General features: G+C 71.7%; 7 protein-coding genes. All 7 read left to right on the top strand.

Going from position 1 to position 14,973, the window contains the following annotated elements:
- Nucleotides 1-15 precede the first annotated feature (15 nt).
- A complete protein-coding gene (locus tag ACRYR9_RS03970) occupies nucleotides 16-210 on the top strand; it encodes a hypothetical protein (RefSeq protein WP_432492722.1) in 195 nt (64 codons plus the stop codon).
- Entirely contained in the window at nucleotides 207-2,309 is a 2,103-nt protein-coding gene (locus ACRYR9_RS03965; protein ID WP_432492720.1) for a nuclease-related domain-containing DEAD/DEAH box helicase, read from the top strand. Before ACRYR9_RS03970 ends, ACRYR9_RS03965 begins: the two co-directional genes overlap by 4 nt.
- A 263-nt stretch (nucleotides 2,310-2,572) precedes the next feature.
- Nucleotides 2,573-7,201 (top strand): DEAD/DEAH box helicase, encoded by a 4,629-nt coding sequence (locus ACRYR9_RS03960; protein WP_432492718.1) that lies wholly within the window; start codon nucleotides 2,573-2,575, stop codon nucleotides 7,199-7,201.
- Nucleotides 7,198-8,991 carry a UvrD-helicase domain-containing protein gene (locus tag ACRYR9_RS03955; RefSeq protein WP_432492716.1) on the top strand — a complete coding sequence of 598 codons (1,794 nt, stop codon included), beginning with the start codon at nucleotides 7,198-7,200 and terminating at the stop codon, nucleotides 8,989-8,991. Before ACRYR9_RS03960 ends, ACRYR9_RS03955 begins: the two co-directional genes overlap by 4 nt.
- Entirely contained in the window at nucleotides 8,988-12,155 is a 3,168-nt protein-coding gene (locus ACRYR9_RS03950; RefSeq protein WP_432492714.1) for a helicase-related protein, read from the top strand. Before ACRYR9_RS03955 ends, ACRYR9_RS03950 begins: the two co-directional genes overlap by 4 nt.
- The gene (gene drmB / locus ACRYR9_RS03945) at nucleotides 12,145-13,869 is read left to right on the top strand and encodes a DrmB family protein (protein WP_432492712.1); all 1,725 of its coding nucleotides are present in this window, start codon (nucleotides 12,145-12,147) and stop codon (nucleotides 13,867-13,869) included. The genes ACRYR9_RS03950 and drmB overlap by 11 nt, the downstream gene beginning before the upstream one ends.
- Before the next feature lie 62 nt (nucleotides 13,870-13,931).
- Nucleotides 13,932-14,969 carry a DNA cytosine methyltransferase gene (locus ACRYR9_RS03940; protein ID WP_432492710.1) on the top strand — a complete coding sequence of 346 codons (1,038 nt, stop codon included), beginning with the start codon at nucleotides 13,932-13,934 and terminating at the stop codon, nucleotides 14,967-14,969.
- Nucleotides 14,970-14,973: the final 4 nt, after the last annotated feature.

Raw genomic sequence — 14,973 nt, 5'->3', positions numbered from 1 at the left:
CGGGGAGGAGCGGTCGTGCAGGTCCAGTACGTCGTCGACTTCGACGTCCGCTCCCGCACGTACCCGGTGTTCGGCCCAAAGCGGGTCGCGGCGCGGCGCGGTCTCGACGTCATCGACGAGGCCTTCGTGACGCTCGCCCGGGCCTCGGTGACCTTCGAGAGCGACCCGGCGCGGTTCGTCGTGCACCACGTCGGGGTGTACGACCTGTGAGCGCCGTGACGGCAGGTGCGTCCCAGGACGTCGAGGCCCGACGCGCGCGTGCCCTCGCCGAGGAGTACCTGCGCCTCGCCGCGCAGCAGCAGCGGATCGTCCGCCGGCACGAGGCCGGCGGTGCGGGTGAGCGCAAGATCGGTGCACTGCTGCAGCCCATGTCCAGCTCCGGCTGGACGTTGCTGGCCGACCGGCGCTGGCCGGGCACCCGGGCGGCCAACGTGGACCTGCTGCACGTGGGTCCCGGCGGAGTGCTCGTCGTCGACGTCAAGAACTGGCGGGAGGTGCACGTCGAGGACGGACGCCTGTGCCGCGGGCAGGAGAACGCGCACGACGACGTCGACAAGGTGCTGCGCATCGCCGAGCTCGCGGAGCAGACCGTCGCCGAGGTGGGACTCGCACCGCTGGAGGTGGTGCCGGTCCTCGTCTTCGTCGGCAAGGCGTTCGGGCCGCTGACCCTGGGCCGGGTCACGGTGATGGGCGAGAAGCACCTCGTGCCGTGGATCAACCGCCGCGGCGAGCGCCTCGACGCCGAGAAGCTCCCCGAGGTGCTGGCCGTCCTCGAACGCGACTTCCCGCCCCACGAGGACGCCGGCCCGGTCGAGATCAGTCCCGTCGTGGTCCCACCCGTCCTACCGCTGCAGGCCGCCGATGAGCAGCCGGAGCAGCAAGCCCTCTTCAGCGCAGAGGAACTCGAGACGTCCCTCCTCGACGGTGCGCTCGCCGCCCCCATCGAGGACTGGATGGCGTTCCTGCACCCCAGCCAGGCCAAGCTCGTCCGCCAGAGCCGCAACGGCCCCGCCCGGGTGCGGGGCCCCGCCGGCACCGGCAAGACCGTCATCGGCCTGCACCGCGCCGCCTACCTCGCCGGCACCCGCCCCGGACGGCTGCTGTACGTCTCCTTCGTCCGTACCCTGCCGACCGTGCTGGCCGCCACCTTCGCCCGGCTGGCACCCCAGCACGTCGAACGGGTCGAGTTCCGCGGGCTGCACTCGTGGGCGCGGCGGTTCCTCACCGAGCGCGGTGTGCGCCACCGCGTCGACCTCACGGCCGCCGACACGTGCTTCTGGCGGTCGTGGGCGAGCGTGGGGCGCTACTCGGTGCTCGTCGAGGTTCCGGTGCCCGTGCAGTACTGGAAGGAGGAGATCGCCTCCGTCATCAAGGGGCGGGGGTTGACCGACTTCTCCGAGTACGCCGACCTCACCCGGGTGGGCCGCTCCACGCCCCTGAACCGCGCCCAGCGCGAGGCGGTCTGGCAACTGCACGCGCACTACTGCGAGCTGCTGCGCTCCCGCGAGCTGCACGACGCGGCGGACCTGCTCTTCCTCGCGCTCGCCGAGGTGCAGCGGCGCCCGCTGGACGAGCCCTACGTCGCCGTCATCGTCGACGAGGTGCAGGACCTCAGCCGCGTGGGCGTGCAACTGCTGCACGCGCTCGGCGGCGACGGCCCCGACGGGCTGCTGCTCATCGGCGACGGCCAGCAGGCCGTGTACCCGGGCGGTTTCACCCTCTCCGAAGCGGGCATCAACGTCCGCGGCCGCTCCACCGTCCTGGAGACCAACTACCGCAATGCCTCCCGCATCCTCGAGGCGGCCGTGGCCGTCGTCGCCTCCGACGCCTTCGGCGACCTCGACGACTCCCTCGAAGCAGGTGCCCGACGGATGGAGGTCGCCCGCGACGGCGGGGTGACCGTGCGCGTCGACGCCCCCGACGTGCGCAGCCTGGAGATGGCGCTCGTCCAGGCCGTGACCGACCTGGCGGCCGCGGGAGCAGGCCTCGGGGACTGCGCCGTGCTCACGGCCACCACCGTGGACGCGTCCCGGTACGCCGGTGTCCTGCGCCGAGCCGGGTTGCCGCTCGTGCCGCTGGAGGAGTACGCGGGGCAGACGTGCGGGCGGCTCAAGGTGGGCACCATCAAGCGGGCCAAGGGTCTGGAGTTCAAGCACGTCTTCCTGCCCGGTTTGCGCGAGGGCGGGTCCGCTGCGAAGCCGGGGGAGTCGGAGACCGCGTGGCGGGAGCGGCTGGAGGTGGAGCGGCGGGAGCTGTACGTGGGGATGACAAGGGCGCGCGACAGCTTGTGGTTGGGCTTCGTCGGCTGAGACGGCGCCTGCCGAGACGGCGTGCGGGCCCGAGAGCCCGGGCCGGCCGGCTCCGTCCGAGGGACTCGACGTGTCGGGCGGCAAGGCACCTGCCAGTTCAACGAGCAACTTTGCGACACGTTGTACATACACGTCACTCTCTGCTGCCATGATGACTCATGGCAAGCACTCGGCGGCGCCTTCGAGAGGCGTGGGTGTCGGCGAGTACAGGCACGAGGGGGCGTCGGTCCAGGGCGGACGGGCGGTCTGCGGGGGGATCAGCGGTGCAGGGGTGGGCTACGAGGACCGAGGGTCTCGCAGGGGCCGTCATCGAGCAGTCCAGACGGTGTCTGGCGGCCTATCGAGAGGACCCGCACCGCGTCGAGTCGGATGCGGCCATCGAGATCTCCACGGCGGAGGGCGGGTACGGGCGCAAGCAGGTGCACGAGCTCGTCCAGAACGCCGCCGACGCGCTCAACGGCGAGGGTGGGCAGGTCGAGGTCGTCTTGACCGACGGCTACCTCTACGTCGCCAACGAGGGTCGTGCCATGACTGAGGAGGGCGTCACCGCCCTCATGGCCTCGCACCTGTCCCGCAAGCGGGCGGACGAGATCGGCCGGTTCGGGTTGGGCTTCAAGTCCGTCACTGCGATCACCGACGCCCCTCAGGTCTTCAGTCGCTCCGGCTCCTTCGGCTTCGACCGCCACACCTCGGCTGCGCGCATCCGCGAGGTCGTCCCCTCGGCCCCGAAGTGTCCCGTGCTGCGACTGGCCGAGCCGCTGGAGCCGACGGAGCACGCCGCCGCGGACCCCGTGCTCCGACGTCTGATGCAGTGGGCGACCACGGTGGTGCGTCTCCCCCTCAAGCACGGTGCGACCCTCGTCGCCGAGGACATCGCGAGGTTCCCCGATCAATTCGTGATCTTCGTTCCTCAGGTGCGCAGGCTGCGGTTGACCAACCTGCCACCCGCCGCCTCCAAGGATCTGCGCCTGGATCGGCTCGAGGACGGCTCTCTCGAGCTGTGGAACGGCGACGAGGTCGGCCGCTGGAGGGTCCTGAGGACCAAGCACCGGCCGAGTCCGGCGGCGCTCAAGGACGCCGGCGAGCTCGCCCGTCGTGAGCAGGTTGAGCTGCAGTGGGCCGTACCGCTGAAGGGTGTGAGCTCACTCGGTCAGTTCTGGGCGTTCTTCCCCACCGAGTCGCGCACCACCTTCTCCGGCATCGTCAACGCTCCGTGGAAGGTGAGCGACGACCGCCTGAACCTCCTCTCGGGTCGCTTCAACGAGGAACTGCTCACGGAGGTGCTGCCGACTCTGCTGGCGAGGTCGCTCCCCGATCTGCTCGACGCCCAGGACCCCGCGGCCTTCCTCGACCTGCTGCCCGCGCGCGGTCGGGGTGAGACGCGGAGCTGGGCCGATGAGACTGTCAACGAGCCCGTCTTCGCCAGGCTCCGCACCGGGCCGTGTCTCCCGGACCAGACCGGGACCCTGCGCGCGCCCGGGGAACTGCGCCTCCACCCGAGGAAGCTCGACGAGGCGTGGCTGCGGGAGTGGCGGGAGGTCACTGCGGAGGAGCACCGCTGGGTCCACCACGACGTCGACCGGAACCCGGAGCGACGCCTCAAGGCTGAACGCCTGCTCAGCGGGAACGAGCAGGGGACCGCGGACGTCGTCGAGTGGATCGAGTCCCTGTGCACCCCCGCGACGGTCGAGGCCTCCGCCGCGGCCGTGCAGCTCGTGGCCCGCATCGCTCACGAACGCCCGGAGATGTCCGCCGACGTCAGGCGTGCCCGGGTTCTGCGGCTGGAGGACGGCAGCCTGGTGGCGCCCAAGCTCGGAGCCGTCTTCCTCCGGGCGACCCCCGAGGAGACGGGGTACGCCTTCATCGACCAGCGCCTCGCCGAAGCCCCGGGCGTCCTCGAGGCGCTCGACCGCCTGGGCATCAAGGTGCTCGACCGCAGCGGGGAGCTGCGGCACGCGTTGAAGTCCGTAGCCACCCGCGCCGGAGCCGACTGGTCCGACGTGTGGCGCCGCAGCCGGCAGGTGCCCGTCAACCTCGCGGAGGACATCTTCCGTGAGTGCGTGCCCCACCCGGTGCCTCGGTGGCTGCAGGTCCGCACCGCCGCCGGGCGCTGGCGCGCTGCGTCCTGGACGTTCCTCGGCGGGGGCGTCGTTCCCGTGGACGGTCGACGAGACAAGGAGTTCTTGGTAGACCCCCAGTACCACCAGCAGGACGTCGAGCTCTTGACCCGGCTCGGTCTGGTGACCCAGCCCGTCCTCCGGCACGACTCCCCGGAGGAGGAGTGGTTGCGGGAGTACCGCGAGGTGGTGACCAAGCACTTCGTCCAAGCCGCGAAGGGCAGCAAGCCGGCCTTGGACCGGCTGCAAGCCGACGGGCCGCGGCCCCCGTGGCCCCTCCAGGCGCTGCCCGACCTCAGCCTCGAGGGTCGGGTCGTCATGACCGAGCAGGTCCTCATGCTCGACGGAGGTGAGTCCTGGACAGTCCGCCACCTGACCAACGGCAGCTACGGGAAGGGGACGTACAAGGCTCCGGCGACGTGGTGGTTGCTGCGGCACGGTCGGCTGCAGACGTCCTACGGGCCGTGGCCGATCGACGCGTGCCTCGCCTCCTCCTCGGAGTGGCCGAGCGACGTCTTCCCGGTTCCCGAGGTCAGCGAGCCCATGGCCAAACGGCTTAAGCTCGTCGAGCGCCCCGGAGACCTCACGGCCGAGGTGTGGAACGCCATGCTCCATATCGCCCGCTCCTGGCCCGACGAGGAGCGCCGCACCTCGCTGTACACCTGGGCCGTCCACTTCGTCGACAGGCCGGCGACCATCCGGGTCAGCGACGGCACGCGCGCGGTGGACGTCTCGCTCGACGAGGTGGCGGTGGTCGGTGACGCCGTGACCTACCGCTCGCTCCTGGCGCAGGGCAGCCCTGTGTTGCACGTGGCGGACGTGGATGACCTCGAGGCTCTGCTGGAGCGTTGGGGGCTCGTCCGCGGAGCGCGCCTGCTGCAGCGCGAGCTGGTCGTCGAGCCGGCGGGTGAACCTGTTCCGCTCGCCGACGCCTTCCCGACCCTGCGGAACTACCTGCCTTTCGAGCACGCCGGCGTCGAGCTGCAGACGTGCACCGCGATCAGCCAGATCACTCCCACGCCGAAGGGGCAGGTCGTCACTGCGATCCCCTCGCTCCTGCACGAGGGGAGGGTGGTGCTCACCGCGACCGACCCGGCGGAGGTTCTGCGGCAGGTCTCCGACGTCCTGGATCTCGGCCTGCAAGCCACCGATGTCCGCCACGTCCTGGACACCCAGGAGCAGCTGAAGACCAAGCAGCTGCGCGCCCGCATCAAGGCCGCTCGGGACCACGACACCCGTCTGGCCGTCGCCGTCGGCGAGGACGCGTTGCGTCGTGCCGTCCCGCAGCTCGCGCTGCGCGATGCGGAGGAGTCCTCCGGGCGACCGCTCACCGCGCGGGAGCTGGCGGCGATGGTCCGCGCCGTCCACGGCACGGGTACGCTCCAGCATTTCCAGCGCGTCTTGGAAGACCAGGGTCTGTTGCCGCCGGTCCGCTGGGCCGGTGTGACCGGCGCTCGCCGATTCGTCACCGAGCTCGGTTTCCCGATCGAGTACGCGGGCATGCCGTCCGATCGACGCCCCGCCGTCTTCGAGGTCGAAGGTCCCGCGGTGCTGGGTCCGCTGCACGACTACCAGCAGACGGTCCTGGAGCGGATCCAGCGCCTGGTGGAGGGTGAGGGGCCGGCCAGGGGGATCGTGTCCCTACCCACGGGCGCGGGGAAGACACGCGTCGCGGTGCAGGCGCTGGTGGAGGCGGTCCGCGGCAACCGCCTGTCCGGTCCGCTCGTGTGGATCGCCCAGAGCGACGAGCTCTGCGAGCAGGCGGTCCAGACGTGGGCGTACGTGTGGCGGGCGCTCGGCCCCGGGGAGAAGCTGTCGATCAGCCGGTTCTGGGGGAGCAACGACGTTTCGGAGGACCCGTCCTGCTTCCAGCTCGTGGTGGCCACCGAGGACAAGCTCCGCGGTGCCGTGGGACGCGCCGTCTACGAGTGGATCACGCAGGCCGAGGTTGTGGTGATCGATGAGGCCCACACCTCCATCAGCCCGACCTACACGAAGATCCTCGAATGGCTCGGCAGGCAGAGCCGCTCCCGGGCCGGACGCCGACCGCTCATTGGCCTGACCGCCACGCCCTTCCGCAATACCAACGAGAAGGAGACCGAGCGTCTGGTCGGTCGTTACGACCGGCACCGCTTGGACGACGGCGCCTTCGACGGGGACCCCTACGCGGTGCTCCAGCAGCGCGGGGTGCTGGCCCGGGTCCGCCAGCAGGAGCTCCCCGGCGCGACGGTCGCCTTCTCGGCCGCCGAGCTGGCCGAGATCGACCGTCTCGGACCGCTCAGCGCGGGAACGTTGCCCCGCAGCGTGGAGAGCCGACTCGGCGAGGACCGGGACCGCAACCGCCGCATCGTCGAGTCCATCACCGCTCTGCCGGAGGACTGGACCGCTCTGCTGTTCGCCACGTCGGTGGAGAACGCCCGGGTCCTGGCGGCCCAGCTGACGCTGCGTGGAGTTCCCTCGGTGGCCGTCTCCGGTGAGACCGACGCCGCGGTGCGCCGGCAGAGCATCGACGACTTCCGAACCGGCCGCATCCGCGTCATCACGAACTACAACGTGCTCTCCCAGGGCTTCGACGCACCGGCCGTCCGCGCCGTCTACGTCACCCGGCCGACCTTCAGCACCAACCTCTACCAGCAAATGATCGGTCGGGGGCTGCGCGGGCCGCTGAATGGCGGCTCGGAGGAGGTGCTCATCGTCAACGTGCGGGACAACCTGCAGCAGTACGGCGACCGGCTGGCGTTCGACGACTTCGACTACCTGTGGAACGGGCGGTGACGGGTCCCGTGGAACTGGACGCCGAGCAGCGGCTCGCCGCGGCGATCGAGCCCGAGGTGCGGCAGGTGGTCACTGCGGGGCCCGGGGCGGGGAAGACGGAGGTCGTGGCCAGCCTGCTGCGCCACCTTATCGAGGAGGAGGACGTCGAGGCGACCGACGAGCTGCTCGTCATCAGCTTCTCCCGGGCGGCGGTCGCCGCGGTGCAGGCCCGGTCCCGCAAGGAGTCCGGGCGCTCCCGCCTCGTCACGGTGCGGACCCTGGACTCGCTGGCCTCCTCCCTGCTCGACGAGGTGGGGGAGCCGGAGGAGTGGCGTCGGTGGTCCTTCGACAAAAGGATCCAGCGAGCCACCGGGGTCCTGCGCGAGAACGAGTCGGACGAGCTCGAGGCGCTGCGGCACGTCGTCGTGGACGAGGTCCAGGACGTCGTCGGGGTGCGTGCGGAGTTCCTACTGGCGATCCTCGAGGCGCTTGAGGACGACGCCGGGTTCACCCTGCTCGGCGACCCGCAGCAGGCCATCTACGACTTCCAGCTCCGCGGTGCGGCGGACACGACGTCGGCGCAGTTGCTCGACCGGGTCCTCGCCGGGGAGGGTGTGCGCAGGGTGGTCTTGCGCGGGCAGTACCGCGCCGTGAGCTCCGAGGCCGTCGAGGCCACCGCGCTCGGACGTCGGCTCGACACCGCACGTGCCGCTGAGCAGCCGGCGGTCGTCGAGGGCTTCGTCGATCGCCTGCCGCTCATCGGCTCCCTCGACGAGCTGCGCCGCTTGCTGCCGCGCTGGGAGGGTCGCACCGCGGTGCTGTGCGCGACCAACGGCGAGGCCCTGGAGGTGACCCGCGCACTGCGAGGGTTGGGTGTCGACGTCGTCCAGCAGCGGTCGGCGCAGGAACAGGCACCGGCGCGCTGGATCGCCGACGTCCTGGCGGAGCGAGCACGCCCGGCGGTCTCGCGCGAGGAGGTCCTCCCCGACCTGGAGCGGCGGGGCGTCGAGCCCGCCGCGTGGGGCTGGATGAGGTCCCTGGCCGGCGGCAGGGGAGCCGAGCTCGACATCCCCACCCTGGCGCGCCGCCTCGCCGCCGGCATCGTGCCCGTGGAGCTGCAGACTCGACCCACCTCCGCCGTGGTGGTGTCCACCGTCCACCGCGCCAAGGGCCTCGAGTTCGACAACGTCGTCCTCATCAGCCCGGAGAGCTGGATCGCCACCGAGGGGCAGGACCCCGGCGAGCGGGTGCGGACGACCTTCGTCGCGGTGAGTCGTGCGCGCAGCAGGCTCGCCGTCCTGTCGCTGCCGTGGAACTGGCGCCTGCGCCACGACGGTCGGATCGACCGCTGGTACATCGGCGGTCGGGAGAAGTACATGACCCTCGGCCTCGAGCTGGCCGGGGCGGACGTCTCCACCGAGGTGCCGCCCGGGGAGGACCTGCAGGACCTCCAGCCCGTCCAGACGCACCTGCGCACACGGGTGCACGTCGGTGACGAGCTGACATTCACGCTCGACCCGCGCCGGTCGACCGCCGAACGGCCGGGGTACTCGATCCACCACGGCGGACTGCTCGTGGGCAGGACCGGCGAGTCGTTCGCCGACACCTTCACGCGGCGCATCCGCCCGCGCAGGAAGGGTCGACCCTGGCCGGACCTGGGTGTCGCAGCGGTCGACGGCGTCGTCACCGTCGCAGGCACGCCGCAGCCGGCGGCGACGCCGCAGGCGCCCGCGGTCGGGCGGTGGGGGCTGTGGACCGGGATCAGGGTCAGCGGACTGGTGGACCTGCAGTGGTCGAAGGAGGAGAAGTGAGCCGGTTGGACCCGTGGTACGAGGCGCGCGCCGAGGTGGTGCGGGCGCTGGAGGCCGACCTCCTCGGTGGACCCGAGGACGAGCTGCTCACCGAGGCGCCGCTGGACCGCTTCATCGTCGGCATCCTGCGTCCCCGGTCCGCCGGGGAGGTCTCGGCCGAGGAGCAGGACACCCCGGAGGACGGGGTCGGCGGCGCCGACGCGGTGTTCGACCCGGCCGTCGCCCTCACCCGCACCCGCTACCCCTCGTCCATGGGTTTGACCTTCGCGGTGGACGTCCGAGAGACGGCGTCCGTCACCGTCTCCGTCGACGCCGCCCGCTACCGGCTCGAGGAGGGCGCGCAGGAGGACGTCGGCGACACAGCTCCCGAGCCCACCGTCATCGAGCGCGGTCGCTCGCTGCGCCGCCGCGACGAGCGCTGGCACCGAGTGCCGTTGACGGTCGCGGACCTCGACGTGCCGATCTCGCCCTCCCGCAGCGAGTCGGTCCCCGTGGCACCCGGGCTCGACCTGCACGTCGTGGCACGCCCTCCGGCCGACCACGTCGTCAACCTCACCCTCGTCCTCGTCAACACGCTGGCCGAAAGCCCTGAGCGGCAGGACGGTGCGTGCTGGTTCCAACCGCGCCTGCGGGTGCGGACTGGCTCCGGGGGGTTCGCGGAACGACCCCGCCCCCGGCCCACCGGCGTCGAGGACGAGGACCTGGAGTCCTACGACCTGCTGTTCCGCGACGTGCGCAACGTCGCCGTCGGTCACGGCTGCGCCGTGGAGTGGCGCGACGCCCCCGTCGTCACGGAGGTGACCACCACCTTCATCCCCCGGCACGACGTCCCGCTGTCCCAGCCCGGTGGACCGGACGCCGATGGGTTGCGCATGCAGCACCTCGCCGACACCGGTGACACCGCGGGCCTGCGCACCCTGCTGGCCGCCTACCGGTCGTGGATCGACGACGAGCAGCAGAAGGCGCGCAACCTGTCGGAGGCGCTCCTCGAGACCGTGGTCCGCCACCTGTCCGCCGCCCGCCAGGCCGCAGACCGCATCGAGCGGGGCATCGACCTGCTGGAGCGTGATCCGCAGGCGATGAGCGCCTTCCGCGGCATGAACGCCGCCATGCAACTGCAGCGCAGCCGCCAGGAGATGATCCGATCCGGTGCCTCGGTACCGAACGACGAGCAGCACACCTGGCGCCCCTTCCAGATCGCCTTCATCCTGCTTAACCTCGTCGGTCTCACGAAGCCGGACTCCGAAGACCGCGAGATCGCCGACCTGCTGTGGTTCCCCACCGGCGGCGGCAAGACCGAGGCCTACCTCGGTCTCGTCGGGTACACCGTCCTGCTCCGCCGGCTGCGGAACCTGCAGGACGCCGGGGTCTCCGTCCTCATGCGCTACACGCTGCGACTGCTGACGATCCAGCAGTTCGAGCGGGCCGCCGGGCTGATCTGCGCCCTCGAGCAGGTGCGCCGCGAGTCCATCCCCGCCTCGCGGGGCATCAGCCTCGGCCTGTGGGTCGGGCGGGCGGCGACTCCGAACACCGTCAAAGAAGCCCGACTCGCCCTGCGGGAGTCGAACCGGCGTGCCCCCGAGGACGACGAGGGCAGCCCCATGCAGCTGCTGCGCTGCCCGTGGTGCGGCAGCCGACTAGGCCGGGAGCAGTACGTCGTGGAGTCCGGTGACAGCCGGCTGACCGTGCGGTGCTCGAACGCCAAGTGCACCTTCGCCGACGCCCTGCCCGTGTTCGTCGTCGATGAGGACGTCTACCGGGAACGTCCGTCCCTGGTCATCGGGACGGTCGACAAGTTCGCCATGCTCGCGTGGAAGGAGGAGGCCGGCGCCTTGTTCTCGACGGACGGGGAGAACTCCCCGCCCGACCTCGTCGTCCAGGACGAGCTGCACCTCATCAGTGGACCGCTCGGCACCATGGTCGGCCTCTACGAGACGGCCGTGGACGCCGCCTGCTCGCGCGCCGGCCACAAGCCCAAGGTCGTGGCCTCGACCGCGACCATCCGCCGCGCCGGCCGGCAGGTGCAGGCCGTGTTCGCCCGCGAGGCGCAGCAGTTCCCGCCCTCGGGCATCGACGCGGACGACTCGTTCTTCGCGGTCCAGGCCTCCCCGCAGGAGAAGGGCACCCGGCAGTACGTCGGCGTCCTCGCCCCCGGCGTCAGCCAGGCGACGCTGCTCGTCCGTTCCTTCGCCGCGCTGCTACAGGCCGCGGAGGAGGTCGACACCACCGACGAGGTGCGCGACGCCTACTGGACGCTGCTCGGCTACTTCAACAGCCTGCGCGTGCTCGGTGGCGCCTACATGCAGGTCATCGACGACGTTCCCGCCCGGTTGAAGGTCCTCGCCGAACGGCACGGCGTCGAGCCCCGCAAGGTCGGCACGCCGCGGGAGATGACCTCCCGCAAGAGGTCCAGCGAGATCCCCCGGGAACTGGAGATCCTGGGCACCGCCCACCCCGATGACGCGAGTCCACCCGTCGTCCTCGCCACGAACATGATTTCAGTCGGCGTGGACGTCGACCGGCTCGGGCTCATGGCCGTCGTCGGGCAGCCGCAGACCACCGCCGAGTACATCCAGGCCACGAGCCGGGTGGGTCGCAAGCACCCCGGCCTGGTGTGCGTGCTCTACAACGGCTCCCGCACCCGGGACCTGTCGCACTACGAGAGCTTCGCCACCTACCACCGCAGTCTCTACCGGCAGGTGGAGGCCACCGGCGCCACGCCGTTTGCCGCGCGAGCCCGTGACCGCGGCCTGCACGGCGTGCTCGTCGCCCTGGTGCGCCTGCTCGTGGCGGACGCCTCCGGCGACCGCAGCGCCGGCGCCGTCGACGGCTGGGGGGACGACCTGGACACCGCGGTCGAGGTGCTCGTGGAGCGGGCACGCCGCGTCGACGAGGACGAGGCGGACGACGTCGAGGACCAGCTCGAGAAGCTCGTCGAGATGTGGCGGCAGGCCGCCGACGACGAGCAGGTCGAGCGCTACGCCGGGTGGCGCGACGCCCGCAAGGCCCTGCTCGCCCCCTCCGGCTCCGACACGGACCGGGAGAGGACCCCCTTCCCCGTCGACCTGCCGCCCTGGTCCACCTTGACGAGCCTGCGCGACGTCGACACCGAGACCACCCTGCAGCTGCGCCGAGAGAAGAGGAACCGCACCCGTGGCGAGTAAGAAGGTCGCGTCGGCCCGGACCACCCAGCTGGTCTCCACGTACGGCATCGGTGCGCTGTTCCCCGCCATGGACGAGAGCTTCATGGTCCTCGGGCTGAGCGAGTGGCCCGACCAGGACGGCACCGAGATCGCCGAACCGCGCCTGGCGCGCGCCCTCGGCGTCCACGGCTTCCGCACCCCACCCAGCGGCGGCACCAAGGGGCCGAGCGTGCCCGTCATCCGGTTCCCCCGGTGGTACTCCTGCCCGCAGTGCCACCGCCTGGACGAGCTGCAGCGGTTCTGCTCCTGGGACGAGCACGAGTGCCCCGACTGCCACTGCAGCCTCGTGCCCTCCCGCTTCGTCGCGTGCTGTCCCCGCGGTCACATCGAGGACTTCCCCTACTTCGCGTGGGTGCACGCCGGCCAGCGCGACCAGCAGCGCCAGAGCGATCACCACATGCGCCTGCGCAGCAGCGGCGGCAGTTCCTCGCTGGGGGCGATCTCCATCTCCTGCAGCTGCGGAGTCCAGGACGTCTCGATGGCCAACTCCTTCAACTCCGACGCGCTGAAGAAGCTCGCACCCTGCCGCGGGCAGCGGCCCTGGCTCAACGGTGCGACCGACGAGGACTGCTCGGAGACGCTGCGCACGCTGCAGCGCGGCTCGTCCAACGTGTGGTTCTCCTCGGTCCGCTCGGCGCTGTCCATCCCGCCGTGGTCCCACACCGTCCAGCGGCTCGTGGACAGGCACTGGAAGATCCTGCGCAACGCGGGCGACGACTCCCTGCCGGCCCTGGTGCGGGACCTGGCGCTGCCCGGCATCGACGTCGACGACCTCGTCGCGGCCGTCACGGCGCGACGGTCGGGTGAGGAATCCGAGGCCCCCACTGAGGAGGATCTGCGCCGCGACGAGTACAAGGCCCTGTCGGCCGGCCAACCCGACGCCTCCGTCCACCAGCAGTTCGTCGTGCGCCCCGTCAAGGTGCTGCCCGAGACGGCCGAGGACTTCGAGCTCGTGTCCGAGGTGGCGCGGCTGCGGGAGGTCCGGGCGCTCGACGGTTTCACCCGGGTGCGGCCGCACGACCCGCAGGAGGAACGGGACCGCAGGGCCCGGCTCTCCCTGGCCGCGCCCGACTGGTTGCCCGCCATGGAGGTGCTGGGGGAGGGCATCTTCCTCCGCTTCGACCCGCAGCGCCTGGCGCAGTGGGAGTCGAGCGACTTCATCCGCCGTCGCACCGCCGTCGTCCAGCAGGCCGAGGAACGCCGGGCGAAGGAGTGGAAGCTGCGCGAGGTCGTGGTCGTGCGCGCCCGCGAGCTGCTGCTGCACACCTTCGCGCACGTGCTCCTCAACGAGCTGAGCCTGGACGCCGGCTACCCGGTGGCCTCGCTGCGCGAGCGCGTGTACGCCGCCGACGACCAGGCGGGCGTGCTCCTGTACACGGCGTCGTCGGACTCCGCGGGCAGCCTCGGTGGCCTCGCCGCGCAGAGCGCACCGGAGCGCATCGAGGGCGTCATCACCTCCGCGGTGCGCCGCGCGTCCTGGTGCTCCTCGGATCCGGTGTGCATCGAGGCCACGTCCACCGGCGCCGACGGCCTCAACATGGCCGCCTGCCACGCCTGCGTCGTCCTGCCGGAGACCAGCTGCGAGCGCCAGAACGTCCACCTGGACCGCGCTACGCTCGTCGGCACCCTCGACGACCCGTCGACCGGCTACTTCGGAGGACGACTCCTCGCGTGACCACGGTGACACCCGCGGCCTCGACCGCTCGCGCACGAGGCGGGCGGAGCCGCACCTTCCGCGTGCTCGACCTCTTCGCCGGGTGCGGAGGCCTCACGAGCGGGTTCGTCGCCTCGGGCGCCTTCGAGCCCGTCGGAGCGGTGGAGCTGGACCCCCACGCCGCGGCCACCTACGCGGTCAACTTCGGCGAGCACGTCCACGTCGGCGACATCGCCGACTGGAGGTGGAGCGGCGGCCGGCCGATCGACGTGGTGGTGGGCGGCCCGCCGTGTCAGGGCTTCTCCGGGCTCGGCCTACGCGACCCGGACGACCCGCGCAACGTGCTCTGGCAGGAGTACGTGCGCGTGCTGCAGAGCGTCCGGCCGGCCTTCTTCGTCCTGGAGAACGTGCCGCCGTTCCTGCGGTCGGGGCAGTTCGCCTTGCTGCAGGACGAGACTGGACCCGGTGGTCGGCTGGAGGACTTCCACCTCGAGGCGCACGTCCTCAACGCCGCCGACTACGGCGTTCCGCAGTCCCGCCGGCGTGCCGTGGTTGTCGGCCGGCGCAGAGAGCTGGACGAACTCGGACCCCCGTCCCCGCTGGAGGCCGCTCCGGTCGACCTGGCCACGGCGCTCGCCGGTGTCCCCGCACGGGCGGACGCGGCGGAGCTGCCGCGACGCTCGCGCACCGTCAACGGCGCCGTCGTCGCGGGCAGCTACGCCATGGAGGAGCTGCACGTCACCCGCCCGGTCTCCGACGTCTGGCGCCGGCGCTTCGAGGCCGTCCCACCGGGGGGCAACCGGCACGACCTGCCGCACGAGCTGCGGCTGCCGTGCTGGCAGGGCGACTTCACCGGCGCCGCGGACGTCATGGGCCGGCTGCACTGGACCAAGCCGTCCGTCACCGTGCGCACCGAGTTCTTCAAGCCCGAGAAGGGTCGCTACCTGCACCCGGAGGAGCACCGCGCCATCACCCACTACGAAGCGGCGCTCCTCCAGGGCTTCCCGGCGGACTTCCGGTGGTGCGGCAGCAAGGCGTCCATCGCGCGGCAGATCGGCAACGCGGTGCCACCACCGTTGGCGCGGGCCATCGCGGAACACCTCGCGGGGTACTTGCTCTAGCAGT

It is taken from the genome of Kineococcus auxinigenes (genome assembly GCF_050871525.1).
Lineage (GTDB): Bacteria > Actinomycetota > Actinomycetes > Actinomycetales > Kineococcaceae > Kineococcus.
Note: the sequence above shows the minus strand (reverse complement) of the source record. Positions and strands in the feature narration are given on the sequence as shown.